The 26279-nt window shown below is 66.2% G+C and carries 20 protein-coding genes and 1 tRNA gene; 9 read left to right on the top strand and 12 right to left on the bottom strand.

What is annotated here, in order from left to right; genetic code table 11:
* Positions 1 to 81 precede the first annotated feature (81 nt).
* Complete coding sequence (locus tag M0R89_RS05895) at positions 82 to 2280, bottom strand: ATP-dependent DNA helicase (RefSeq protein ID WP_368408855.1); 2199 nt, start codon at positions 2278 to 2280, stop codon at positions 82 to 84.
* Between the two features lie 91 nt (positions 2281 to 2371).
* The gene (locus tag M0R89_RS05890; protein ID WP_248651632.1) at positions 2372 to 3343 is read right to left on the bottom strand and encodes a cation diffusion facilitator family transporter; all 972 of its coding nucleotides are present in this window, start codon (positions 3341 to 3343) and stop codon (positions 2372 to 2374) included.
* 86 nt (positions 3344 to 3429) lie between these two features.
* Here M0R89_RS05890 and M0R89_RS05885 point away from each other — a divergent pair, with 86 nt between their 5' ends.
* The gene (locus M0R89_RS05885) at positions 3430 to 3987 is read left to right on the top strand and encodes a metallophosphoesterase (protein WP_248651631.1); all 558 of its coding nucleotides are present in this window, start codon (positions 3430 to 3432) and stop codon (positions 3985 to 3987) included.
* A 311-nt stretch (positions 3988 to 4298) separates the two neighbouring features.
* Here M0R89_RS05885 and M0R89_RS05880 read toward each other — a convergent pair whose 3' ends face one another.
* Positions 4299 to 4955 (bottom strand): ArsR/SmtB family transcription factor, encoded by a 657-nt coding sequence (locus M0R89_RS05880; RefSeq protein WP_248651630.1) that lies wholly within the window; start codon positions 4953 to 4955, stop codon positions 4299 to 4301.
* Between the two features lie 94 nt (positions 4956 to 5049).
* On the opposite strand from M0R89_RS05880, the gene M0R89_RS05875 reads away from it, so the two are divergent.
* Complete coding sequence (locus M0R89_RS05875; RefSeq protein ID WP_248651629.1) at positions 5050 to 5190, top strand: DUF7859 family protein; 141 nt, start codon at positions 5050 to 5052, stop codon at positions 5188 to 5190.
* Between the two features lie 38 nt (positions 5191 to 5228).
* Here M0R89_RS05875 and M0R89_RS05870 read toward each other — a convergent pair whose 3' ends face one another.
* Entirely contained in the window at positions 5229 to 6257 is a 1029-nt protein-coding gene (locus M0R89_RS05870; protein WP_248651628.1) for a threonine aldolase family protein, read from the bottom strand.
* Positions 6258 to 6395: 138 nt separating this feature from the next.
* Here M0R89_RS05870 and M0R89_RS05865 point away from each other — a divergent pair, with 138 nt between their 5' ends.
* The gene (locus M0R89_RS05865) at positions 6396 to 7499 is read left to right on the top strand and encodes an aminopeptidase (RefSeq protein WP_248651627.1); all 1104 of its coding nucleotides are present in this window, start codon (positions 6396 to 6398) and stop codon (positions 7497 to 7499) included.
* A gap of 633 nt (positions 7500 to 8132) precedes the next feature.
* Here the strand turns inward: M0R89_RS05865 and M0R89_RS05860 are convergent.
* A complete protein-coding gene (locus M0R89_RS05860) occupies positions 8133 to 9482 on the bottom strand; it encodes a sodium/calcium exchanger protein (protein ID WP_248651626.1) in 1350 nt (449 codons plus the stop codon).
* A 988-nt stretch (positions 9483 to 10470) separates the two neighbouring features.
* Positions 10471 to 10545: transfer RNA gene (locus tag M0R89_RS05855), tRNA-Arg, on the bottom strand.
* Between the two features lie 133 nt (positions 10546 to 10678).
* Between M0R89_RS05855 and M0R89_RS05850 the strand changes: the two genes are divergently transcribed.
* The 3 genes from M0R89_RS05850 to M0R89_RS05840 all read left to right on the top strand — a co-directional run bounded on the left by M0R89_RS05850 (position 10679) and on the right by M0R89_RS05840 (position 18700).
* Positions 10679 to 11251: an AAA family ATPase gene (locus M0R89_RS05850; RefSeq protein WP_248651625.1), complete on the top strand. Its 573-nt coding sequence runs from the start codon at positions 10679 to 10681 to the stop codon at positions 11249 to 11251.
* Between the two features lie 5 nt (positions 11252 to 11256).
* A complete protein-coding gene (locus M0R89_RS05845; RefSeq protein WP_438267675.1) occupies positions 11257 to 11676 on the top strand; it encodes an RNA-binding domain-containing protein in 420 nt (139 codons plus the stop codon).
* 385 nt (positions 11677 to 12061) lie between these two features.
* A complete protein-coding gene (locus M0R89_RS05840) occupies positions 12062 to 18700 on the top strand; it encodes an OmpL47-type beta-barrel domain-containing protein (protein WP_248651624.1) in 6639 nt (2212 codons plus the stop codon).
* Between the two features lie 52 nt (positions 18701 to 18752).
* Here M0R89_RS05840 and lipP1 read toward each other — a convergent pair whose 3' ends face one another.
* Positions 18753 to 19709, bottom strand: a complete 957-nt coding sequence (lipP1, locus tag M0R89_RS05835; RefSeq protein ID WP_248651623.1) for a LipP1 family hormone-sensitive lipase — start codon at positions 19707 to 19709, stop codon at positions 18753 to 18755.
* 119 nt (positions 19710 to 19828) lie between these two features.
* Here lipP1 and M0R89_RS05830 point away from each other — a divergent pair, with 119 nt between their 5' ends.
* A complete protein-coding gene (locus tag M0R89_RS05830) occupies positions 19829 to 20728 on the top strand; it encodes a DUF6920 family protein (RefSeq protein ID WP_248651622.1) in 900 nt (299 codons plus the stop codon).
* A 61-nt stretch (positions 20729 to 20789) separates the two neighbouring features.
* Here M0R89_RS05830 and M0R89_RS05825 read toward each other — a convergent pair whose 3' ends face one another.
* Positions 20790 to 21293 carry a hypothetical protein gene (locus M0R89_RS05825; RefSeq protein ID WP_248651621.1) on the bottom strand — a complete coding sequence of 168 codons (504 nt, stop codon included), beginning with the start codon at positions 21291 to 21293 and terminating at the stop codon, positions 20790 to 20792.
* 131 nt (positions 21294 to 21424) lie between these two features.
* On the opposite strand from M0R89_RS05825, the gene kynU reads away from it, so the two are divergent.
* A complete protein-coding gene (gene kynU, locus M0R89_RS05820; protein ID WP_248651620.1) occupies positions 21425 to 22762 on the top strand; it encodes a kynureninase in 1338 nt (445 codons plus the stop codon).
* Positions 22763 to 22765: 3 nt separating this feature from the next.
* On the opposite strand, the gene M0R89_RS05815 is transcribed toward kynU, so the two are convergent.
* From M0R89_RS05815 to M0R89_RS05800, 4 genes are all read right to left on the bottom strand, one after another.
* Positions 22766 to 22942: a hypothetical protein gene (locus M0R89_RS05815; protein WP_248651619.1), complete on the bottom strand. Its 177-nt coding sequence runs from the start codon at positions 22940 to 22942 to the stop codon at positions 22766 to 22768.
* Between the two features lie 86 nt (positions 22943 to 23028).
* Positions 23029 to 23586: a magnesium transporter gene (locus M0R89_RS05810; RefSeq protein ID WP_248651618.1), complete on the bottom strand. Its 558-nt coding sequence runs from the start codon at positions 23584 to 23586 to the stop codon at positions 23029 to 23031.
* A complete protein-coding gene (locus tag M0R89_RS05805; RefSeq protein ID WP_248651617.1) occupies positions 23587 to 24162 on the bottom strand; it encodes a magnesium transporter in 576 nt (191 codons plus the stop codon).
* Positions 24163 to 24348: 186 nt separating this feature from the next.
* A complete protein-coding gene (locus M0R89_RS05800) occupies positions 24349 to 25749 on the bottom strand; it encodes a signal recognition particle protein Srp54 (RefSeq protein ID WP_248651616.1) in 1401 nt (466 codons plus the stop codon).
* Between the two features lie 256 nt (positions 25750 to 26005).
* On the opposite strand from M0R89_RS05800, the gene M0R89_RS05795 reads away from it, so the two are divergent.
* On the top strand, positions 26006 to 26239 hold the full coding sequence (locus M0R89_RS05795; protein ID WP_248651615.1) for a hypothetical protein: 234 nt from the start codon (positions 26006 to 26008) through the stop codon (positions 26237 to 26239).
* The last annotated feature ends 40 nt before the right edge of the window (positions 26240 to 26279 follow it).

The following is a 26279-nucleotide window of genomic DNA, read 5'->3' as shown; positions in this document are numbered from 1 at the left end:
CGCCCCTTCGTCGCCGTCGTCGCTCTCGTCGCCTTCCGCACCGCCGTCGTCGTGGGGTTCTCGCGTCGTGAATACCGCGTTTCACGGCGTCGGCGGGTCGCCGGTCCACGCCTGCTTGTCGCTGTAGAAGTTCAGCATCGCGAACTTCAACTTCTCGGCCTGCACGTCCAGCATCTCGGCGCGCTCCTCGGGCGGGAACGTCTCGCGGACGCTGTACTTGCCCATCTCCCGGCGACCGGCCTCGGTGTAGCGCTTGTCCACCAGCACGCGGACGCCGAAGTCGTCGGGCGACCGAATCACCCGGCCGAGCGCCTGCCGAGTCTTCCGAATCGTCGGAATCTCGACGGCGTACTCCCACCCCGAGTCCCGGCCCGAGCGGTCGGCGAACGTCCGGTCGTACGCTTCTTGGACCGCCTCCATCCGGTCGTTCAGGTGCGGGTAGGGAACGCCGACCACGACCACCGTCCGGGCCTCGTCGCCGTCGAAACTGACACCCTCGGCGAGCGTCCCCCACAGCGAGGTGAACAGCGCGGCGTCGTCGTCGGCGACGAACCGCTGGCGGAGGTCCTCGACCGAAGTGCCGGGTTCGTCCATGTAGAGCGTCGTCTCCGAGGTTTCGCCACCGCCGAACTCCCGCGAGAGGCGGTCGTAGTAGCGTTCGGCCTCGGCGTAACTCGGGAAGAAGAGCAGAGTGTTGCCCGCGGTGAACTCCACCGAATCGCGGAGGACGCCCGCGATGGCCTCCTGCGTGTCGGGGTCGTCGCGCTCGCTGGAGAAGAGCGCGGGCGTCTCCACCGCGAACGTCCGGCGGTTCTCCTCGGGGAACTGCAACCCGTAGGCGATTTCCACGGGGTCGTCCAGTCCAAGCACGGCCGCGCTCACGTCGAACGGCCGGAGGGTCGCGCTCATCAGCACCGTGGCGTACACCTCGCCGAACAGGTCTTCCGTGACCTCCCGCGGGATGCAGGTGTAGAGTTCCGCCCGGCCGTACACCTCCTCGGTCGCCTCGTCGCGCCGGACCGAGACCACGGGGTACTGGCCCAACTCCGCGCTCTCGTCCATGAACGACTGGATGAACGTCGCGGCTTGGAGCGTCTGACACTCCTGTCGCGTCGTGGACTCGCCGTTCTTGTAGGCCTCCTCGTACTCCTCGTCGAGTTCCCGGCCGAGGTGGACCGCGAGTTGGAGTTCCGTATCGATTCCCTTCCCGGTGTACTGCTGGAGGAAGTTGAGCGTCAGGTCGTCGCGCTTGCTCTCGTTGGTGATGGACACGTCCTCCCAGTCGTCGCCGACCTGCTCGCGGTCCCCGAACCCGAACGCGTCCTCGTAGGTCTCTTCGAGCGCCGCCCGGAACGCCGAGACGACGTTGTAGGCTGGTTCGCTCCGGGCGTCGTCGGAGTCCTGCAACTCGTCGAGCGCCGAGTCGAGGGTGTTCTCGGTCAGCGTCCGGGTCGCGTGTTCGCGAGCGGTGTCCTCGACGTTGTGGGCCTCGTCGAAGATGGTGATGACGTCCTCGGGGTCTCTGTCTAGCCACCGGAAGAACTGCTCGCGTATCATCGGGTCGAGCAGGTGGTGGTAGTTACAGACCACCAAGTCCACGCCCTCCATCCCGTCCTTCAGGAGTTCGTAGCCACAGAGCGTCTGCTCCTCGGCGAACTCGTAGATGTCGTCGGGCGTCCGCACGTCGTCGTAGAGCCACGAGTAGAACTCGTCGTTGTCGCCCACGAGGTTGTTGTAGTAGTACTCGCAGGTGTTCTGCTCCTCCAAGCCCTCGACGCGCTCTTGGACCTGCTCTAACTCGTCCATGACCGCGCTCCGGGCCTCGGCGGCGCGCTCGTCGCCGTCTTGGCTCGCTTCGAGCAGTTCCTCCTGTCGCTGCTCTAACTCAGCGAGGTCGCTCTCGGCGTCTACGACCTCGTAGGTGTTGTCCCGGAGGACCTGACACTCCTCGAAGCCCACGTCGATGTGACACATCGACCCCTTCCCCCGGAAGACGACGGCGCGAATCGGCTCCTCGGCCGTAATCGCCCGCGCGTCCGCCACGAACTGGCGCATTTGCTGGTGGACGTTGGTCGTGATGACCACCGTCTTGTCCTCTTCGCGGGCGTACTCCAGTGCGGGCACGAGCGACGACAGCGTCTTGCCGGTCCCGCAGGCCCCCTCGAACAGCACGTCCTGCCCGCGGGAGAAGGCGTTGTAGATTCGGTCCATCGCCTCCCGCTGGTTGTCGTACGGCTCTTCGTAGGGGAAAAAGCGCATGTACCCGTTCGTCTCTGCCACGAGAGTGGGTTTGCTCGGCTTGACGTTTAAACTCTCGCTTGCGAGTGGAAGTGCCGAGCAGTGCAGGGACCTTGACTCGGACGACGCGTAACTATCCCGCCGTCTCCTTCCTGCTCCGCCATCGCGTCTCAGGTTCGATGTACACCTTCGACACGCTCCCGTTCTGCTCCATCAGCGCGTCCTCCAAGTCGGTAATCTTCTGGTCCATCTCGGCCGTGGCGATGCCCTTCTCGAAGGCGATGTCGGCGGTGAGAATCGCGTCCTCCGGCCCGAAGACCACGGTCCGGAAGTCCACGATGTTCACCACGCCGTCCCATCCCTCGATGACGCTCCGGAGTTGCTCCTCCTCGGACTCCGGCAGACTCTCGCCGAGCAGGAGTCGCTTGTTCTCCCACGCGAGCGCCACCGCGAACCCCATCAGCATGATACCGATGAGCAGCGCCGACACCGCGTCGTAAATCGGGTTCCCGGTGATTCTGGAGAGGTAGATTCCAATCAGCGCGATGCCCGCGCCGGCCAGCGCGATGGTGTCCTCGGTGAACGCGGTCAGCGTCGTCACGTTGGTGGTCTTCTTGAACGCTTCCGCCAGTCCGCTCCAGTTGTGCTGCTCAATGTCCTTCTTCATGCCGGCGTACGCCTTCTTCAGCGCCCACCCCTCGAACAGAATCGCCGCGATGAGCACGCCGTAGTTGACCCAGACGCCGGGGAACGTGTAACCGAGTAGCGTGGCCGCTCCCTGTTCGGGGACGTGGGGGTGCATGATGGCGTCGTAACCGTGCTTTGCCGACTCCCACCCGGCGATGCCGAACAGGAGGACGCTCACCAGAAAGCTGTAGAAGAACTGGGCCTTCCCGTACCCGAACGGGTGTTCGCGACTCGCCTTCTTGTTGCTGTACCGGATACCGATGAGCAGGAACACCTGATTGCCGGTGTCAGAGATGGAGTGGTACGTCTCCGAGAGCATCGCGGCGCTTCCGGTCAGCAGGAAGCCGAGGAACTTCAGCACTGCTATCGCCCCGTTGGCGATGAGCGCGGCGATAACGACGGATTTGCTTTCGGCCATTGGCGTAGCCTTCTCTCTCGCCGGACAAGAAAGTGATTGCAACCCAGACGGAAACGCTCAGGAACCCGCCGCTCTTACGCCGAGTCATGATTACCGTCCTCTCGGACACCCACAGTCGGTCGGGCCACGAACTCGAAGGCCGCGCGAAGCGGGCAGTCGAGGAGAGCGACGCGGTCGTTCACGCCGGGGACTTCGTGAACGCGGCCGCGCTGGACGCCTTCGAGTCGGTCGCAGACCGTCTCTACGCCGTCTACGGCAACAACGCCACGCCCGAAGTCCGCGACCGACTCCCGCCCGAGCGCACCTTCGAAGTCGAAGGCGTGAGGTTCGTCCTGACCCACGGTGACGACCGGAGCGCGACCGGTCTCTCGCTTCTGGGCCGCCAGCAGGCCGCCGACGCGGTGGTGTTCGGCCACTCCCACCGCCACGCGGCCACCGACGCCGACGACGTCCTCCTGCTGAATCCCGGCAGTCACGCCGACCCCCGCGGCGGCGTCCCGACGCACGCGGAACTCCGGCGACCGACGGAGAGCGGCGTCGAGAAGGGAGAAACGCGCGGTGGCGACGGGGGGACCGACGCCCGACTCGTCGGCGAGATTCGCCACCGGGACGGGTCGGTCGTGGAGCGGTTCGAAATAGAGTGACTCGCCGCTCTAAGTCGCTCAGGGTCTGGCGCTCGTCGCTGGCGTCGGTCCGGTCGCGCTGCTAAGCGCAACTGGCGCTCGGCGAGTTCGGTATCGGACGACCGCCCCGCCGAAGAGGGCACAGGTAGAGGGCAGTGGAGGCGCGGGAACGCGGTGGCGGGGTGACGTGCGGAGCGGGGGTCCGCAGTGGCGGAGGGCCGAAGCGGGGCGGTACACTACTCCCTACGTTTCGGCCCATCAAATAGCTCCCGTAAACTCAAAAACCCCTTTTAGTTATCGGCTCTGCGGTCTAATTTCCGGCGGAGAACGCCTCACTCGCCGCTGTTCGCGTAGTACCACCACGCGAACCCGAGCGCGAGGACCAGCGCGCCCCCCGCGAAGAAGACAAGACCCGGCGGGAGCGTGCCGGCCGCGGCGTCGGCGGCCTGTCCGGCGGCGTCGGTGGACTGGACCGACATCCCGCCACCGCCGCCCGTCTCGGACATCGCGTCGCCGCCGCTGGTGGAGAACCCGAACAGGCCGCCCACGCCGTCGCCGTATACCTGCTGAACCGCGACGCTCAGGAGGCCGAGCGCACCGACCGCGCCGAGCAACCGCGAGAGCGCGGACTTTAGCCCGGTCGTCTTCTCCTCGTTGCCCGCGAAGACGACGAGCGGTTGGTCGGCGGGCGCGTACACCTTCATCTCGCGGCCCTTCTCGGAGTAGACGGTGTCGACGACCTGAATCACGTCCGCGCCCTCCAGTTTGCCGAGGTGGTACTGGGCGTTCTGGAGCGAGGTGTCGATGGTCTCGGCGAGGTCGGAGGGCGTCGCGGGGTCCTCGTGGAGCGCCGCCAGCAGTTCGCGGGCCGTGTCCGACGAGAGCGCCCCGAGCAGGTCGTCGGCGTCGTCGCTGTCGACGCCGATGACCCGCGGTTCGGCGGACTGGGGGGCCGTCGCGTCGGACGTGGAGGGGAGGAGGTCAGCCATGTATCGCCGTTGTCACCCCCGTATCATGAACTTTGTTCCCTGCGAGCGGCGGGAACGTCGAAACGAATTTGAAGCGGCGACCGAATGGTCACGTATGGACCTCAGTTTCATCTTTAATAATCCACTCGTCGTCGGCTTCCTGGCGATCCTGCTCGGGTTCGTCCTCTTCATGTACCTGTTCGTTCGACGAACCATCACGGGATTCCGCGAGGGCGTCCAGAACGGCCGCCGATAGCCGACGCCGCCACCGAGGTGTTCCGGCGACCGCCCCGCTCAGTCGAGTCGCTCGACCGCCTCGCTCGCGTACTCGGCCGCCTGCTCGACGTCCTCGCGGTTCACGTCCCAGTGCGTGCAGAAGCGCGCGACGTGCGTGTCGAACTGGGTGCCCTGCACGCCCGCCTCCGCGCAGGCGTCGAGGAACTCGTCGGCCTCGCGGCCCGTTCCCTCGGTGTTCACGAGGACGATGTTCGTCTCGGGGTCCTGCACCGACAGGCCCTCGACGCCCGCTAACTCCTCGGCCAGTACTCGGGCGTTCTCGTGGTCGTCGGCGAGTCGCTCGACGTTGTCGAGCGCGAGTCGGCCCGGCCCCGCGATAATCCCGGCCTGCCGCATCCCGCCGCCGAACAGTTTCCGGTTGCGACGCGCGCGGGCGACGAACTCCTCGCTCCCGGCCAGTATCGACCCGACCGGCGCGCCGAGTCCCTTCGAGAGACAGAACATCACCGAATCGACCCGCTCGGTCATCCGCTCGACGGGCACGTCGTGGGCCACGGCGGCGTTACAGACCCGCGCGCCGTCGAGGTGGACCGGAATCCCGAGGTCGTGGGCGGCCTCTGCCGCGGCGTCGATTCGCTCGGGGGCGATGGCGACCCCGCCCTTGCTGTTGTGCGTGTTTTCGAGCGTCAGCAGGCCGGTTCCGGGCCGGTGGAGGTCCTCCTCGACGTGGCCCTCGCGGACCTGCTCGGGGGTCGGGACTCCGCGTTCGCCGCCGTCGAGGGTCCGGACCTGCAGGGTCGAGAGCTGAGCCATCCCGCCGAGTTCCCACTTGACGACGTGGCTCTCGCGCTCGGTCAGCACCTCTTGGCCGCGCTCGGTGTGGGTTCGGACCGCGACCTGATTGCCCATCGTCCCGCTCGGGACGTAGAGGGCGTCCTCCATGCCGACGAGGTCGGCGGCCTCGTCCTCCAAGCGGTTGACCGTCGGGTCCTCGCCGTACACGTCGTCGCCCACCTCGGCGTCGCGCGACGCCTCGCGCATCGCGTCGTCGGGTTTCGTCACGGTGTCGCTCCGCAGGTCTAACATACGCGTTCGTTTGCCCCCGGCGAGTCAAATACCCCGCGATGGCGGCGATTCACCTCACGCCGCGTCGCGGCGACGCCGACGGCCGCCTCGTTGTCCGGGACCGAAAGCGGTTTGCGGCTTTCCCCGCCAGATTTCGGTATGGACCCCCGAGTCAGAGAGCACGCCGAAATCGTCGTCGACCACTCCACCGAAATCGAGGCCGGTGACAACGTCGTCGTCAGCGCCGCCTCGGCGGCCGAGGACCTGACGCTCGCGCTCTGCGAGACCATCGGCGAACGGGGCGCGTTCCCGTTCCACGTCTCGTTCCGCAACGACCGGACGCGCGCGGCGTTCCTCGACGCCGCCGCGCCCGAGGACATCGACACGCCGGACCACGAACTCGCGCTGGCCGAGGCCGCCGACGTGTGGATTCACGTCCGCGCCCACGACAACGTCGCCGACATGAGCGCGGTCGACAGCGAGACCATGGCGGCGTTCCGGACGGCCCAGCTGCCCGTCCGCGAGGAGATTCTCGACACGACGTGGGTGCTGACCCAGTACCCCGCCCCGGCCGACGCCCAGAACGCCGAGATGAGCACCGGGGAGTACGAGGAGTTCGTCTGGTCGGCCATCGGCAAGGACTGGGACGAGCAGAAGCGACACCAGCGCCAGATGGTCGACATCCTCGACGCGGGCGAGGAGGTTCACATCGTCTCGGGCGACACGACCGACCTCCGCATGAGCATCGAGGGGATGACCACCATCAACGACCACGCGAAGAACAACCTGCCGGGCGGCGAGGTGTTCACCGCGCCCGTCGCCGACTCGGTAGAGGGCGAGGTCCTGTTCGACAAACCGCTCATTCACGAGGGCCACGAGGTCGACGACGGCTACCTCCGGTTCGAGGACGGCGAGGTCGTCGAGTACAGCGCCAGCAAGAACGAGGACGTGCTGGGCCAGATTCTCGACACCGACGAGGGCGCGCGCCGCCTCGGCGAACTCGGTATCGGAATGAACCGCGACATCGACCGGTTCACCTACAACATGCTCTTCGACGAGAAGATGGGCGATACCATCCACCTCGCGGTCGGCCGCGCCTACGACGAGTGCCTGCCCGAGGGCGAGACCGGCAACGAGAGCGCGGTCCACGTGGACATGATAGTGGACATGGCCGAGGACTCCTACATCGAGGTGGACGGCGAAATCGTCCAGCGGAACGGCACCTTCCGGTTCGAAGACGGCTTCGAGGAGAGCGAGGCCTGAGCGGAGCGAAGGCCTCGAACCGAAGCGGGGAGCGAAGCGACCCGCAGAGGACTGCTTCGGGGAGTAGGTCGGTTTTCATCGCCTTTTTCTGACTTCGAATCTGAATCTAATTCGCGAAACACAGACGGGACTCGGATTCGAAGGTGCGCTCGGAACTCGGGCATTTATTTCAATCTCCTCTGCGCGCGCCCCAAGTCGTTCGCGTATTTCCGTACCCCTCGGCCGTAAGATTTCTCTACTGACCTTACAGTACAATTTAAGTGTTTGGGCTATAGACTCATGCGCCGTGACGAAGGTAGCGTGTCCCGACTGTGGTCGCAGTATCGCAATGCACGAACTCGAAACTCGAACCGTTGCCCAACGCAACGACTTCCAGACCAACTATCGGTGTCCGTTCTGTCGGTCGGACATCAACGACGTTGGTGACCTGTTCTGAACGCGGGTCTGGTTTACCCTTCTCGCGAATCGACGGCGGTCCGTCGTCGGAGTCGACGCACCTTCGCCGAGAGCGTAGAGTTCGGCTACTGCCCTCCGTCACGCAATCCTTCCGAGAGCGAAGCGCCGCAATGAGCAGGCCGTTCGTTCGCCGACTGGTCGTACGAACGACGTCGTCGCTCCGTCGATGAAGCGGTGTCAGTCCGCGCGTTCCGTCTGGTCCGCTCCCATTCCTATCGCAGTCCGAGCGTTCGAGACGCTTCGCTGGAGGAGTTCGCGGACGCTATCGCGACGTTTGAAGAACAGTCCGCCACCGAGAACGACGTAGACGGCGGTGTAGGCGTAGAGGATGGAAATACTGAGCGTCGTCGCGGCCGCTTCGGCGTACGTCTGAATCACGTAGAACTCCGCGAGAACCTGCGTCGCGAACAGGACGAGCAGTACGACGGCTTCACGGATGCTAATGTCGAGGTTCGTCAGGATAGCGATGGCGAAGAGGCTCTGGGCGGCGGTGATCCAGATTTCAGCGGCCTGCTTCGAATCGAACGAGAGCGTTCCGATAGCGCCGGCCGAGATGGAGTAGACGACGGCGAGCGTTCCGATGAGCAGCGTCCACTGGTTGAGCTTCGAGGAGATGAGCGCGTTGAAGCCGGCGGTCGAACGCCCCTTGTTCACCAGATAGGCGACGACGATGAGTTCGGGGCTCTCCGAGGCCAGCGGTGCGAGCCACTGGATCATGAAGAACTCGGGGATGCCGTACTGGAGTCCCAACTGTTCCAGTCCCTCGGCGAACGGGTGGACGGCGGTGAAGATTATCGCCCCCGAAAACGCGAACCCGAAGAGGACGAGCGCAATGCGCGGTACTTTCGGATACTGCTGGAAGTAGGCGGGGACGCCGACGTGTTCCTCGGACGTCTCGACGTCACCGCGGATTACGACGAGGAGATAAAGCAGGAACAGTCCCACCAGAAAGAGCGAATCGAGCGGGCCGATACCGCCACTGAGCGGGACGAAAAACGCGTACGCCGTCGCGACGAGTAAGAACGTAATCTCGGTCGCGATTCCCGGGTCGAGCGTGACCGCGTCTGCGAGGAACCCCGAGCGGCTCTCGACCGCTGCGTCGGCGGTGCGCTTCGCGCGGTAGATGGTGAACAGCGCGATGCCCGACCATCCGAGGCCGATGAGAATTCGGTTCGCACCGGTCATGTTGGCCACTGCGAGGTTGGCGGCCTCGCTGGAACCAGCACCGGCCTCCCACGCGTAGAGCGCGTCGACGGCGTACTCGGGAGCCACGGCCAGCACCGCCAGCACCGCGATGGCGAACGCCTGTGGGACGTCCTTCTCAGCGGTCTCGGACGCCCACGCGAGCAGGAACGCAGCACCCACTATCGCGAGGCCCGCCACGAGGACGGCCATGCCCGGCGTAATGTTCTCGCCCGGGTGTACGGTTCCGTACCCACCGTACGAGACGAACGTCCCGATCCACGGTACGGTCAACGCTAAGGCGACGGCGACTGCGACGAGTGGGTGTCGAAACCGATCGAGCACAGTTCGTTAATCGTGGTTCACGCCCCTACTTCTTGTGCCCGCCATCTCTCCCAGGGCCGAGTCTTCCGTGGGCACTACTCGGACCCGTACGTGGCCTCCGCTACTCGGCGGTGTCTCGGCCGTCCGTGAAGGATTCGGACCACAGATTACGCAGTCCAGCGCGTGTACCGGACGAAAACGTTCCGAGGAGAACAGCCACCTGCTATTTGATTCTCGACAGCAATTATCGTGCTATGGGGTTGGGAACGGATAACGCAGTTTCATCGAGGAAGAGTCCTCCTTCAGGCGCTTGCCGCCACCAGTCTCCTAATCGTGCTTGTTCTCTACGTTGGCGTGAATCAGGATTGGCTCGGGTATACGAACGCAGTAAGTTTTACCTTCAGTATTCTCGTCGTGATTGGTTCTACTGCTCTCTTGCTCTCGAGTCGAGAAGGGTAGACGTTAGATACGCACCACATATTGACCGTTTGGTGTCGGATACTCTCCCGAAGACGACACGGTCAATACAGATCACAGACTCACCGGTCAGTAGTCGCCACGTAGATTGCACCGGCGATCAGCATACTTCCAGCGATGAAACCCGCCAAGGTAATTGGGGTACCGTATCCCCGTGCAGCGGTCGCAACCTCGGCAAGGAGGACCATACAGAAGCCGAGCTGTACCACGATTATGAGTAGTAGATTTCGAATCGAAGCGGTATGCGTGGCGGAGGGCATCGGTGCCAGTTCAGGTACGGTGCTTGAGGTTCTTGCGATTTCCCGAGAGAGCGGTTCGTCCAGTAATCGCGGCCGTCACTCTCGTTCGGTTCGCACTACGTATCGAGCGAATCCCGAAGCCTCAGCCGGTACCAGAGAAATCGCCAGCGCCGTCCGATTAGTGTCCCGAAGGGTGGCTCGAATCACGTGCGGCCTCTGTGCAGTTCCACGGAACCCCGTTTTCGACGAATACCGACCAGAACGCGATGAGAGTCGACTACCCGGATAAAAGACGGGCACGATGGGATTTGAACCCACGACCGTCGGATTAGAAGTCCGACGCTCTTTCCAGACTGAGCTACGTGCCCTTGCCGATTCCTTGGAGTGGCCTTCGCAAAAGGTCTTAGGATTCACCGCGGTTACGCACGGCTCAAACATCGTTCTCCGTGCGTTCCTGATGGAACACAGCGCTTAAGCACCGTTCACCACTATCAGAATCCAATGAGAGTTATCGGAACCGTGGGTCTGCCGGGGAGCGGCAAGGGCGAGGCCGCCTCGGTCGCCGAGGAACTCGGGATTCCCGTCGTGACGATGGGCGACGTGATTCGCGCGGAGTGTCGCGACCGGGGCCTCGACCCGGCCGAACACCACGGCGAAGTCGCAGGGGCGCTCCGCGAGGAGAACGGCCCGGACGCCGTCGCCCAGCGCTCGCTGCCCGTCGTCGAGGAGGCGCTCGAAGCGAACGAGACCGTCCTCGTGGACGGCATCCGAGCGGGCGTCGAAGTCGAGCGATTCGAGGCGGCGTTCGGCGACGACTTCACGCTGGTCAGCATCGAAGCGCCGTTCGAGGTCCGGGTCGAACGCGTCGAGGCGCGGGGTCGGGACGCCACCGACGCCGAGACCCTGCGCGAACGCGACGAGCGCGAGCGCGGGTTCGGCATGGACGAGGCCATCGCCCGCGCCGACGCCTCGATAGACAACACCGCGACGCTGGAGGCGTTCCACGAGAAGATTCGCGCCCTGCTGACCGACGGCGTCGAGGGACTCGAAGGCGAACGCGCACAGGAGGCCTGATTACCATGATTTACAGCATCGACGTCCAGGTTACGGCACCCGTCACGGACACCGAAATCGCGGACCGCGTCGCGACCGCCATCGCCAACATCTTCCCCGGCGCGGAACCCGAACAACAGCACGGCGAGGTCGTCGCCGAGGCCCACTCGCTCGACCACTTCTCGGAACTGCTCCACCGCCAAGAGATACTCGACACCGCCCGCGGGGAGTTCTTCGGCAACCGTCGCGGCGACACCTTCTCGTTCGACCTGAAGAAGCAGGCCGCCTTCGAGGGCGTCGTCAACTTCGCGGTCGGCAATCCCGACGAACTCGGCGACATCCACGTTCGGGTCCGCGTCGAGCAACCGTCCGTCGAGGAGTTCGTCGACCACATCGCCCCGCCAACCGAGGAGGGCAAACCGGTCACGCAGGACGACTTCGAGTAAAATAGTAGAAGTAACTACACTTTTTGGTCGGTCGGTCGAGTGCCCTCGGTGGTGTGGCTTTCCTGTTCTGAAACGACTCGGGCCGATTCCGTCGTCCGGTTTTGTACATATTCTGCTCGACTGTCGTTCTGCCCGTCGTTCATATCGTCTCTATTGACTACTTGTGTCGATTACAAAATTTTATCACCCATTACCATAACTGGACGACAATGACCGATACAATACATGTTAGAAATAAAACGTATGTTGGGGCAACGGTACGCTCGCGGTGCGGCGCGACGCTTACTGTCACGACGGCCGCCTCTCACAGTCTCGGGCGCTTCGGTGGTGGCTCTTCGCGGCCGACTACCACCGCGCGAACGACCGCCGTGACTGGAGGGTCGGCATGAGAAGAAGCCGCACCTCAGCGGTCGCGCTCTCGGTCCTGCTGGTCGTCTCGGCCGTGACCGCGGCGGTTCCGGCCTCGGTCGTCGCATCTATCGGTCCGCTCGCGGTCGGGACCGCCAGTGGAAACACGTCGGGCAACACCACTACGGTCGCAACGACGACGCTCGCCACGACCACGGCGACCGACACGACGAGGTCGGAGACGACAACGACAGCGACGACGACTACCGATAACCAGACCGCGAACGGGACCACGGGGCGGTCCGCGCCGCCCGCGGCGGCGGCCAACCCCAAGGTCTCGTCGGCGCTCCTCGACGAAGTCGAGTCGGCGGAGGGCGGGCCCTCGGCCGACAGCACGGGCGGCACCGAGTTCGTGCAAGTCGTGGTCCGCGCCTCGCCCGGCCGGAGCGACGACGCCGCCGGACTGGTCGGCGCGAACGGCGGCGACGTGCAGGCGAAACACGAGCGTCTCGTGCAGGCGCGTGTGCCCGCGGCGGCCGTGCAGGCGCTCGCGGACTCGGCGGCGGTCGAGTTCGTTCGCCGACCCCGCAAGCCCGACACGAACGAAATCGTCGGCGAGGGTCTCTCGAACATGGACGTCGGGAACGTTCACGACGCGGCCGTCACCGGCGAGAACGTGACGGTGGCAGTCGTCGACACGGGATTCAACGTGACCAACCCCGAAATCTCCGACCAACTCGTGAACTGGCGGAACTTCAGTTCGGCCGACCCGCGCTCGATGAGCAACCAGTCGGGCGAACACGGCACCGCGACCGCCGAACTCGTCGCCGACACCGCGCCCAACGCCTCCATCGTTGCGGTGAAGGTCGGCACCCTCACCGAGTTCTACGAGGCGGTCACGTGGATAGACCAGAACACGTCGACCGACGTAGTGACGATGTCGCTGAGTTGGTACAACGTCGGACCGCTCGACGGAACCGACTCGATGAACCGAGAAATCAACGAGTCGGTTCGGAACGGGACGACGTGGCTGACCTCCTCCGGAAACGACGGCTACCAGAGCCACTGGAACGACCAGTGGTCGGACCCCGACGGTAACGGCTGGATGAACTTCAGCGGGAGCGACGAGACGATGAACGTCACGCCGGCCGGCGGTTCGGGGTACGTGAACATCGACGTCAGTTGGAACGACTGGGACGCCCGAAACGAGAACTACGACTTCTACCTCTACAACGCCAGCGGCACCATCGTCGCCGGGTCCCAGACAGTCCAGAACGGCTCACAGCCACCGGTCGAGGAGGTCAGCTACTACGCTACTGAACCGGTCTTCCTCGGGGTGTACAACCGCAGTGCCAACGGTTCTGCGAAGTTCGACGCATTCTTCCGCGGCGACTCCGACCCCGAGTACTGGACCAGCGGCCGGAGCGTCACGATTCCCGGCACGGGCCGGAACATCGTCACGGTCGGCGCGGTCAACTACGAGGACAACCGACTGGAGGGCTTCTCCTCGCGCGGGCCGACCATCGACGGCCGAATCAAGCCCGACGTGGTCGCGCCCGACGGCGTGACGACTTCCGTGTACGACAGTTTCTACGGGACCTCCGCGTCGACGCCCTACACGGCTGGCGTCGCGGCGCTGATGCTCGCGGCGAACGGGAGTCTCACGCCCGAGCAGGTCCAGTCACGGCTCGAATCCTCGGCGGTCCCGCTGCGGGGCAGTGAACCGAACAACCGGACGGGATACGGACTCGTGGACGCCGACGGCGCGATTCCGTCTGTCGAGGAGACCGTGGAGGACCGAGTGAGCTACTCGGGCACCGTCGAAGAAGCCGACGGAACGGTCGCCGAAGACGACGAAATCATCGCCTACCGGCTCAACGTCACGAACAACGTCCGCGGTCGGACCGACGGAACCGGAGCGTACTCGCTGTCGACGACCGGCGTCGAGGGCAAGTACGCAATCGGCTACTATCAGGACAACTTCAGCCGACCCGACTCGACGTATCTGCCCCTCGACGGGTCCCCGGACCTCTACAACCTCGACATCGTGAACGGCCGGAACTCCTCGGACCTCGGGACCCGGACGCTTCCTAAGGCTCACGTCCTGAACGTGACTGTCGTGGACCAGAGCGGCGACCCCGTTCCGAACGCCAACGTCGAGGTCATGCACTTCCGCAAGGAGAACGGGACGTGGTCGCACGTGGACTTCCCCGGCGAGACGCGCAGCGACGGTACGTTCACCGCCGGCGGCACGCCCGGCATCGAAGTCGTCGGCGATGTGCGCGTGATGGCGTCTCCGCCGGACGGCAGTTCCCAATTCGAGGGACCGGTGTACACTGACATCATCGACGTGCAGAACGACACCAACGTCACCGTCACGCTACAGGAGACTGTCAACGTCTCCGGTCGAATCACCGGCCCGGACGGGAATCCCGTGGACGATGGTTTCGTCTACTTCACCAACGAGTCGGCCGACCAGTGGCCGTACGACTACACGAACGCCACGGGGAACTTCACCGTCGAGGGCGTCCACGCCGGTCGGTCCTACGACGCCGAGTTCTTCCAAGACGGCGCCGACAGTCCGTATCCCCACGACGACGTGCCCGACGTGTACGCACTGGGTCGCGTGAACGCGACGACGGACGCGGACCTCGGCCGATTCGACCTCCCGAACGCGTCGCTGTTGAACGTCCGGGTCGTCGACGAGGTCGGCAACCCGGTAGAGAACGCGACCGTCAACTTCACCCACTCCCACGCGAACGCAACGGCCCGCTTCGTCTTCGAGACGACCGACGCCGAGGGATACTTGGTCCCGAGAGCGACCGGTCGCCGGGGGATGGAGTTCGCGGGCGACGTCTCGTTGACGGTCACGCCGCCCGAGAACAGCACGCGATTCCCGCCCCAGATTCACACCAGGTCGCTCACGATGTCCGGCGACCAGAACGTCACCGTCGCGCTCACCACCTCCGCCCCGATAATCTCGGCGTTCGACGTGACGGCGACCGGGCAGGACGTGAACGTGTCCTTCGAGTCCACCGAGCAGTTGTCGAACATCACGGTCGGACTCGACGGTGACGCGTCGGGGACACTGACCCGCGCCAACTTCACCGAGACGAACGACTCGGGCACCTACGTCTACACCGCGAACGTCTCGCAGGGCCGAGACGGCACCTTCGAGGCGACGCTCCAGAACGCCACCGACGGGAACGGCAACGACGGTGCGACCGGCCAGACCGACTCGGTTATCGTGGACACGAAACCGCCGGAAATCTCCGCGAACCTCACCGACGCCACCGACGACGACGGCGTCGTGAACGACGGCGACGCGGTCAGAATCGAGGCGACGGTGGTCGAGAACGGGAGCGGCGTCGCCTCGGTGACCGCCAACGCGACTAGTCTGGGTGCCGGACAGGTCGACCTCCGCCACACGACCGGCGACACCTTCGCGGCGAACGTTACGGTCGCCGACGCGGGCACCGGTACTCGGAACGTCACGGTGAGGGCGACCGACAATAGTACAAATACGAACAGTGATAGCGGTTCCATCGATGTGGATAACGAGGCAGCACACGTTCAGAAGCTAAGCATCTCTTCGTACGGGGCGGAACAAGACCTCGAGATTCTATTGACTACAGATGAAGAACTCGATACTCTTCGCATTACTCTCACCAATAGTACAGGAGATACACTCAAAACTATCCGAGAGGGGGACATGAGTGTTCAGAACGATTCGACTTCCTACGAGTATCGGGCGTTCTACACTGTAGATAGCGACGATGAGTATCAGATTACGTTGGAAAAAGCCACCGACACGGTCGGAAACGAGAACTTCACCGGAACTACGTCGGACACCACCGTCGTCGACACGACCGCACCGACCGTCTCGGTTCACAACGTAACCAGCGCCGACGGCAACGCGGTCGTCTCGGACGGCGAGCGCGTTTCGGTCGCGTTCAACGTTTCCGACGCCCTCACCGGCGTCGAGAGCGTCACCGCGAACGCCTCCGAACTCGGCGCGGGAACCGTCGCGCTCACCCAAGGCGACGACGGTATCTACCGCGGTAACTTCACGGTGGACGCCGCCGGACTGTCCGACGGTACCGTCGACCTCTTCTCGAACGCGACCGACACGCACGGCAACTCGGAACGACTACTCGCCCAACAGTTACTGCTCGACACGCACGCCCCGAACGCGACCGCCACGCTCGACGCCGACAGCACGAAGCGCGGCGGGTGGTACAACTCGTCGGTCGCGGTGAACCTCTCGGCGTCCGACGGCACGTCTCGGCTCACCAGCGTCGAATACCGCGTGGACGGCGGCGACTGGCAGTCCTACGAGGGCAACGTCACGGTCTCGACCGACGGCAACCACTCCGTCAGCTACCGTGCGACCGACGCGGCCGGGAACGTCGAAAACAGGTCCGTCTCCTTCAAAATCGACGCGACCGACCCGGCGACCGACCTCGTGACGAACGCGTCGGCGAACGATAACGGCTGGTACGACTCGGACGTGAACGTCACGTTCGACGCGTCGGACGAGACGAGTGGCGTGGCAGTCACGAACTATAGTCTAGACGGCGGTCAGTGGCAGACCTACGATGGCGGCAACGTCACGCTCGACTCCGAGGGCAACCACACCGTCGAGTTCTATAGCGTGGACGAGGCGAACAACACCGAGACTCACCACAACGAGACGATTCGCATCGACACGGAGAAACCGTCGCTGACGACGCCGCCGGGACTGAATCGGACCGACGAGGTCCTCCCCCAGCACGCAATTCAGGTCGTCGTGAACGCGACCGACGACCAGAGCAGAGTCCACGCAATTCTGGTGGACGGCGAGTCCATCGGTTCCGACGGACATGGTCCGGTCCTGCCCGCGCCCGCGCTGGGCAACCACGAGTTCGAGGTCGTCGTCCGCGACGCGGCGGGCAACGAGTTGACCGTCCGCAACGCCTCGACCGCCTACAACGTCGGGCAGACGGTCGCGATGAACAGGACGAAAAACGGCACGCTCGAAGCCGAGACGAGCGACACGAACGTGAACGAGGTGTCCATCCGGACGGACAACGGGACCACCGAGGCCAACGTGACGGTCGGGACCGCGACGACGAACCCGGACTCGAACCGGACCAACCCGAACGGAACTTCGCTCTACTTCCCGCAGATAGACACCTCGGTCTCGAACGCCAACATCACGGACGCGACCGTCAACGTGACCGTCGAGCAGTCCCGCGTCCACCAGAAGTACATCCGGCCCGGCACGGTGAAGTTCTGGGTCGAAGAGGAGAACCGCTCGACCGGATGGGAGAAGGTTGACGCGAAGCGCGTCGACGCCAGCGACGACGACGGGACCTACACCTACAAAATCGAGGCCCCGCACTTCTCGACCTACGCCATCACCGGCCGGAAGGAGTCGACGCCGCCGACGGCCTCGCTCGCCGTGGCGACCGAGACGCCGACGCCCGGCGAGGTGACTCTCACGGGGTCGTACGACGACGATTACTCCGGCGTGGACCCGGCGAACGTCACGCTCACGTTCGAGGGCGAGGACGGCGTCGAAGTCGCGACCGGCGCGTCGATAGCGTCCGACGGCCAGATCACCTTCACCCGGAACCTCTCGGCGGGGACCTACAACGCCACGCTGAACGCGACCGACAATGCGGGCAACTCGCTGGCCGAACCCGAGACGGTCTCGTTCGCGGTCGTCAACGAGTCCTCGGGGAACAGCGGCGGTGGCGGTAGCGCCGGCGGCGGGGGCGGCGCGGTGGACATCCCGGTCCCGGACGTGCGCGACGAAGTGACGGCAGTGACCCCGAACAGTTTCCGGGGCAAAATCCTCAGCGCGCGGTCGGACGCGCCCGGTCGGCTTTCGCCGGAGGGCGGCATCGCGGCGGGCGACCTCACGGTGCGTCAGGTGTCGGTCCGGCCGTCCAGCGACGAACCCTCCTCCGAGTTCTACGTCGATGCCAGCGTCGCCGCGAGTCCGCCGGACGGCGCGACCGCACCCGACGTGCCCGCGCTCGGTTACGTCGAGGTAGGGACCACCGAAATCACCGCCTCCGAACTCTCGGAGGTCGGCGTCAAATTTGCGGTGCCAGCCAGCGCCGCCGCCGCTCCCGAGAACGTCGCGCTCTACCGACTCGACGGCGGGTCGTGGCGAGCGGTCGAGACCGAAGTGGTCGAGACCGGCGGCGGGAAGTACGTCCTCCGCGGCGCGGCCGCGGACACCGGCACCTTCGCGGTCGGCGTCCGGAGCGGCGCGCTCTCGGTGACTGACGCGTCGGTCGGCGCGACCACCGTCGAACCGGGTGAGAGCGTGACGGTCACGGCGACCGTCGAGAACGACGGTTCGGGCACCGCCAGCGGGACCGCGAGGCTCTCGGTGGACGGCGACGTCGTCGCCGAGAAGAGCGTCGAACTCGCGGGCGGCGAGTCCGAGCGCCTCACCTTCGAGGTGACGCTCGACTCGCCGGGCGAACACGAACTCGCAGTCAACGGCGCTTCCGCCGGGTCGGTCTCGGTCGCTGGCGACGGCGACGGTGGCGACTCCGGCACCACGACCGCCGCGACCACCGACGACGGCGGCAGTAGCGGCGTCCCCGGGTTCGGCGTTTCGACCGCGCTGGTCGCGTTGCTGGCCGGTCTGGCGGTCGCTCGCCGGCGACTCGCGTAGCTCCCCGAATCGGATTTTCGGACGACTTCTGACTGCACCGCGACGCGACCCGCTACAGCGACCGCAACTCCGCGCCGATGTCGTCCAGCGCCTCGTCCGCCGCGGAAACCGACTCGGACGTGCTGAGGAACCCGTGAGGCTGGTCGGGGTGGTGGTCGTGGCGGACCTCGACGCCCGCCTCCGCGAGTCGCTCCGCGTAGGCCACGCCCTCGTCGCGGAGCGGGTCGAATCCGCAGGTCACGACCGTCGCGGGCGGGAGTCCCGAGAGGTCGGGCGCGCGGAGCGGCGCGGCGTAGGGGTTCGCGCCGTCCACCTCGCTCCGGAGGTAGCGGTCCCAGAACCACCGCATGTCCGCCTCTGTCAGGAGCGGTCCGTCGCCGTTCTCGGCGTAGGAATCGGTGTCGAAGGCGTAGTCGGTGATGGGGTAGAAGAGGAACTGGCGGGACAGTCGCGGCCCGCCGGTCTCCCTCGACCGCAGGGCGGTCACGGCGGCCAGATTCCCGCCCGCGCTGGTCCCGCCGACCGCGAGGCGCTCGGGGTCGCCGCCGAACGACTCGGCGCGGTCGGCGACCCACCGGAGCGCGGCGTCGGCGTCCTCGACCGCGGCGGGGAACGGGTGTTCGGGCGCAAGTCGGTAATCGACCGAGACGACGACGCACTCCCCGCGGCGGGCGAGGCGGCGACAGACGCCGTCGATGGAGTCGAGCGTGCCGAGAACCCACCCGCCGCCGTGGTAGTAGACGAGAACGGGCGCGCGGTCCGAGTTCGCGATCTCCTCGTGGCGGTAGACCCGAATCGGAATCTCTCCCGCCGACGCGTCCTGCCCCGGAATCGCCAACTCGCGCACGAACCCGACCTCCGGCGGGTCGCCGCCGGAGAAGACCTCGTCCTCGACTCGCCGGGCGGACTCGACCGACATGGCCGACCACTCGGGGACGCCCGCGGACTCGATGTCCGCGACGACTTCGGCTACCTCCGGGTCCAGTTCGGTGCGCAGGGGTTCGGTCATGCCCGGGCGTAGGCGGGCGAGCGGGAAAGTAGGCGGCGGTCGGGGACTCGTCCGTCACTCGTCGGGGACTCGTTCGGTCACGCCACGACGCTCTTGACGACCGAGAGCGAACGGGACGTATGCGAGTCACGACCGCCCTGAAGGGACTCGGCGCGGCCGCGGTCGGTGTCGGCGCGGCCGCCGCGGTCGGCCGCGCCCGCTTCGACCGGGAGACCGCCGCTCTCACGGACGAACTGCTCGCGGACGCCGAGGGCCGCCCCGAGCGAGCGGTCGCTGGCGAGCGCCGAATCGTCACGGACACCGACCGCACGGTCACGAACGACGACTTGGCGGGTCTGCCCGACCCGGTCGGCGACTACCTCGACCACGCGATTCGGGACGGGCGGTCGTACGTCCGGACGGTCCGACTGGAACAGCGCGGCGAGTTCCGACTCGGCGGGGCCGACGCGCCGTGGAAACCGCTCGAAGCCACCCAGCGGTTCACCGTCCGGCCGCCGGGGTTCGTCTGGGACGCGACCGTCGAACTGGCCCCGTTCGTTCCGATTCGGGCCGTGGACGCCTACGTCGGCGGCTCGGGGTCGCTCCGCGCCGCGGTTTTCGGGTCGCTCCCGGTCGCGAACGCCGACCCCGGCCCGGCGCTCGACGAGGGCGAACTCCTCCGGTATCTCGCCGAGACGGTCTGGTTCCCGACCGCGCTCGTCCCCGGCGAGGGCGTCGAGTGGGAGGCGAGAGACGACGACTCGGCGCTGGCGACCGTCGAACACGGCGACGCGACGGCGAGCGCGGTGTTCCACTTCGGCGACGACCACCGAGTCGAGCGCATCGCGGCCGAACGCCCGCGAGCGACCGACGACGGAGGTTACGAGCGGAGGGCGTGGACGGTCCGTCTCCGGAACTACCGGGAGCGAAACGGCCTGCTCGTCCCGACCGAAGGCGAAGTCGAGTGGAACCTGCCCGACGGCGACCTGCCCTACTGGCGGGCCGAAATAACCGAAATCGAGTACCTGCCCGCGGAGTAGTCGAACTGCGGCGAAGCGCCCGGAGCGTGCCCGAGGCCTCTGGTCGGCGGAACCGTAGCGGCTACTCTCCCTGTTGCCCGTCCAGCGGTCGAGTGTAGTCGTCGGGGTAGAGGTGGGGTCTGTAACTCGGCAGGTACTGCGCGGTCAGTCGGTCCGACATCCAGTACGCCGTCGGAACGACTCCGAGGTAGAAGAGCGTCGCAAACGACGATTCGGCGGTCTCGCCCATCCACCGGAGTTCCCCGAAGAAGACGGGGGCAGAGAGCGCGGCCACCAGCGCTATGGTCGACATCGAACGGACGAAGTTGCGGGCCTCCCACTTGCCGTAGTTCCCGACCCCGCTCTCTCTCCCGTAGTCGATTCCGCTCGGCGGACTCGGACTTCGACTCGCCAGCATCGCCTTCGCGGAGACGGTGTAGCAGGCGACGGCGAAGGCGAGGAGCGCGACCCAACTCACGGGAAGTAGCGCGGCGGCGACGAGCGAGAAGCAGAGGCTTCCGACGACGTAACAGACGAACGCGCCGACCGGTTCGGCGAGGAGGGTTCTGAACTCCGAAACTGTCATTCACCGGCGAGAGACGCTTCCGTGACATAAATCTCCGGGATGGTCGGCGCCAGTCCGGTTCGGACTGGCGTTTCGGCCGACCGACATCCGCAGACCAAACTACTAACCCGATTCCGCCGGTCGCTTCGCGCATGGACGCCGACGACTTCGAACTCGGGGCCGACTTCGCCGCCGAACGCGACGCGGCCGACCCGCTGGCCCACCTCGCCGACCGGTTCTACGACCCCGACGACGAGTGGTACGTGGACGGCAACTCGCTGGGCCTGCTGTCGGCCGACGCCGAGGACGCGCTCGACCGAGCGGTCTCCGAGTGGAAGGACCTCGCCATCCGCGGGTGGACCGACGCCGACCCGCCGTGGTTCCACTACGGCGAGCGGTTGGGCGACAGGCTCGCACCGCTCGTCGGTGCGAGCGAGGACGAGGTGGTCGTCGCCAACTCCACGACGGTCAACATCCACACGCTGGTCGGGACCTTCTACGACCGCGCCGAGGGGACCAAAATCGTCGTGGACGACCTCGACTTCCCGACCGACCACTACGCCGTCCGCGCCCAGTTGCGCCAGCGCGGCGCGGACCCCGACGAGGCGCTGACCGTGGTCGAGAGCAGGGACGGCCGGACCATCGAGGAGGACGACGTCATCGACGCGCTGGACGACGACACCGCGCTGGTGTTTCTCCCGTCGGTTCTCTACCGGAGCGGCCAGTTGCTGGACGTGGAGCGCATCACCGAGGCGGCCCACGACCGCGGGATTCTGGCCGGCTTCGACCTCGCCCACTCGGTCGGTGCGGTGCCCCACGACCTCTCGCGAACCGGCGTCGATTTCGCGGTCTGGTGCAGCTACAAGTACCTCAACGCCGGGCCGGGAGCCATCGCGGGCCTCTACGTCAACGAGGACCACTTCGGCCTGCGACCCGCGCTCGCCGGGTGGTGGGGCCACGAGAAGGAGACCCAGTTCGAGATGAACCCGACCTACACGCCCGCCGAGACCGCCGGAGCCTACCAAATCGGGACGATTCCGATTCTCTCGTCCGCGCCGCTCGCGGGGTCGCTGGAGATTTTCGAGGCGGCGGGTGAGGCGACCGATTCCGGGGCGACCGACGCCGCCGACGCGAGCGCCGCCGCTGCCGCCGGCATCGAGGCGGTCCGCGAGAAGTCGCTCCGACTCACCGCGTACCTGATGTTCCTCGTGGACGAGCGCCTGCCCGAGTGCGAGGTCGGCACGCCCCGCGACCCCGAACGCCGGGGCGGCCACGTCGCCGTCGAGCATCCCGAGGCTTACCGGGTCGGCGAGGCGCTGAAAGAGCGGGGCGTCGTCGCGGACTTCCGCCCGCCGAACGTGGTCCGCATCTGCCCGTCGCCGCTCTACACCGGCTACGAGGACGTGTGGGAGGTCGTCGAGCAGTTGAAGCAGGTCGTGGAGAATCGGGAGTACGAGGAGTACGAGACGCGGGGCGGCGGGGTGACGTGAACGCTATCCGGTGACCTCGAACTCGCCGCCGCAGGTCGTGGCGGGGGCGTCCTTCGGCGGACAGTCGGTCGTGGTCGTGAGCGTCCGGTCGGGGCTTCCCTGCTCGCCGCCGAGACATCCGGCCGTCGAGAGACCGACGGAGGCGCTGGCGGCGACTCGGAGGGCGGTTCGGCGGCGCATGGTCGGGACTGTTCCCCGGTGAGATAAACCTCTCGTGTCGGTGACGCGACCGCGGCCGCTCGCGACGGGTTCGGTCCACGCCAGCGTCACACCAACACCTGCACCACCGCGAACAGCACCACGACGCCGAGTACGTCGCAGACGTTCGTGACGACGGGAATCACCACGTCGTCGGGGTCCAACTCGAAGCGGTACGCCGCGTAGGTCGCCACCAGCGTCACGGCGACGGCGATGAGCGAGAGCGCCGCGCCGCTGGCCAGTGCCACCGCCACAACCGTACTCAGCGCCAATTGCGCGTTCCCGAGCGCGAGCGATAGCGCCCACGCGCCCGCGCCCACGACCGGGAAGATGGTCAGCGCGAGCGCCACCGTCGCCACCGCGTTGCCCGCGAGTTGGTCGTCCGCGGGGTCGAACGAGAGCGTCCCGAGGTGGAACGCCGTCGAGAGTCGCGCCGCGAGGATGCTCCCGAGGTTCCCGGCCGTCCCGATGGTCACGGGAACGAGCGTTAGGAGAGAGGGGTAGGTCAACAGCGTCGTCTCGAACGACCCCAACACGAGTCCGCTCCCGATTTCGACCACCGTGAGTCCGAGCAAAACCGGGAGCGTCGCCCGCGTAATCGCCCGGACGCTCCACTCCGTCTGCATCTACGCCCCTCCCAGCGCGAGGACGAACCGGACGGCCAACAGGAGGAAGGCGATACCGAACACGTCGCCGGTCGTCGTCACCAGCGGGCCGACCAGCGTGTCGGGGTTGTACCCCCGCCGGAAGCCGACGAAGACGACCGAGACCACCGCGACCGTCAGCGCGAGGCCCGAGAGCAGGCCCGCGACGAACGCGATGGCCAACAGCGTCGCCACGGACGCGACCGGTTCGGCGAGCAGGGTGAGCACCAGAACCGCCACGACCGCCGCGAAGAGACTGGCCAGGATTCCGTTGGCCAGCGCCGCGGCCACGGCCGCGGCCAGTCGGTCGTCGTAGCCGAACGCGGGTTCGACCAACCCCTGATGGAGACCGGTCGAGAGTCGCGCGCCGAGCGACCCGTAGACGTTCCCGCGGGTGGCCAGCAGCGCCGGCACGAGGACGAGCAGGCCCGGGACGGCCCGCAACTCCGCGCGCATCCCGCCGAGGACGACCCCGGCGAACAGGCCGCCGACCACGCTCGCGGCCAGCGCGGGGAGGGCCTCTCGATACGCCTGCGCGGCGACGTCGCGGACGGACATCTGTCGTGACAAGACGGTCCCCCGGCAAAAAAGCGGTGTATCGTCGGCGGCAGTCGAGTCCGACGCGTCGCTCCGGCAGGCGCGCGATGGATTGAGAGTTACCGAAGTCGCTCGTGGCGGCATCGACCGCGAGAACGTCGAAGGAGAAGACCGAACTCGGCGTCGGCCGCGACTGCGCCGCCGGCGTCAGTCGCCGAACGGCCCCATGCCGCCCATGCCGCCGCCACCGCCACCGCCGCCGCCCTGCATCTTCTTCATCATGCGCTCCATGTTGCCCTGACCCATGCCCTGGAACTGCTTGAGCGTCTGGGACATCATCTTGTGCTGTTCGAGGAGTTCGCGCACGCGCTCCTCGTCCTTCCCGCTCCCGCGAGCGATGCGCTCGACCTGACTCGCGCCGATGGCGCGGGGGTTCTCGAGTTCCAACTCGGTCATCGAGTCCATGATGACCTCGAAGCTTCGCATGCGGTCCTGGGTCACGTCCATGGCGTCGTCGGGGAGTTCGTCCATCAGGCCGCCACCGCCGCCCATGCCGGGAATCATGTCCATGACCTGGTCGAGCGGTCCCATGTTGTTCATCGCCTGCATCTGTCGGCGCATGTCCTTCAGGGTGAACTCGCCCTTCAGCATGTCCTCGGGGTCCCAGTCCTCCTCTTCCTGCTGGGTCTCCTCCATCGCGCGCTCGACGCGCTCGGTCAACTGCTTGAGGTCGCCCATGCCGAGCAGGCGCGAGATGAATCCCGACGGCTCGAACCGCTCGATGTCCCGGACCTCCTCGCCGGTCCCGAGGAAGGCGATGGAGGAGTCGGTCTCGTTGACCGCGGTCAGCGCCCCGCCACCCTTCGCGGTCCCGTCGAGTTTCGTGATGGCGACGCCGTCGATGCCGATGGAGTCGTCGAACTGGCGGGCCTGGTCCTTCGCTCCCTGCCCGATGGCGGCGTCGAGGACAAGCAGGTTCCGGTCGGGTTCGGCCACGCGCTCTATCTCCTCGATTTCGTCGATGAGGTCGTCTTCGAGCGCGTGCCGACCCGCGGTGTCCACGATGTGAACGTCGGCCTCGCTGGTCGCTTCGAGGCCCTTCCGGGCGATTTCCACGGGGTCCTCCTCGTCGGGGTCGCCGTAGAAGTCCACCTCGGCGCGACTCGCCATCTCCTTGGCCTGGTCGTACGCGCCGGGCCGGAAGGTGTCGGTCTGGACGATTGCGGGCCGGAGTCCTTTCTTGGCGAACCACCACGCCATCTTCGCGGACGTGGTCGTCTTCCCCGACCCCTGCAGACCGGCCAGCAGGATGGTCTGGTTCTCCAGCGGAATCTCGGTGCTGTCGCCGACGAGGTCCACCATCTCCTCGTAGACGATGCTCAGGACGTGGTCCCGAGCGGAGGTGCCCGCCGGGGACTCCTCCTCCAGCGCGCGCTCCTTGATGGAGTCCGAGAGGTCCATCACGAGGCTGACTTCCACGTCGGCCTGCAGGAGCGACCGCTGAATCTCCTTGACGATGTCCTCCACGTCCTCCTCGGTCACGCGGGACTGCCCGCTGAGTTGGCCGAGGGAGTCGCGGAGGGAACTTCCCAAGTCGTCGAGTACCATTGTTACCGTAGGATAGACCGCGCGGCCGTTAAAGCCTTTTTCTACCTCCACAGGTGAGCCGCCGAGCCATCCCGTCGCGCCCAAGCGACGACGCTTGAGCGAAGTTTGGAACCGCTCTCCGGACCCGATTCGTCGGCGCTCGGTTCGACCGTCCCGGGGGAAATCGGCCGATACGCTTATTATATCCCGTCAGAAACTCTCGGCCGCATAAGTTCAATGCATGGCACGCGATTTAAACAAGGCACGCGATAACTCGGTGGGAACGAACGGCGAACGCACCGACGTGGTAGGCGACCCGAGCGGCGCGACCGGCGGACTGGCGGGCGAACTCGCGGCCGACGCGTACAACATCGTCGCCGCGCTCGGGTTTCTGTTGACGGCCTACTGGCTCGTCTTCCGGAACCTCCCGGTCGAACTGTTCACGCTCGGCCTCGTGACGACCGCACTCATCGCGGTGAACGTGGTAGTCGCGCTGCGATACCGCGACTGAGCCGGTTCGACCGACTCGGCAAAAAAAGCGACCGACCGGA

It is taken from the genome of Halorussus limi, from assembly GCF_023238205.1.
GTDB lineage: Archaea > Halobacteriota > Halobacteria > Halobacteriales > Haladaptataceae > Halorussus > Halorussus limi.
Note: the sequence above shows the minus strand (reverse complement) of the source record. Positions and strands in the feature narration are given on the sequence as shown.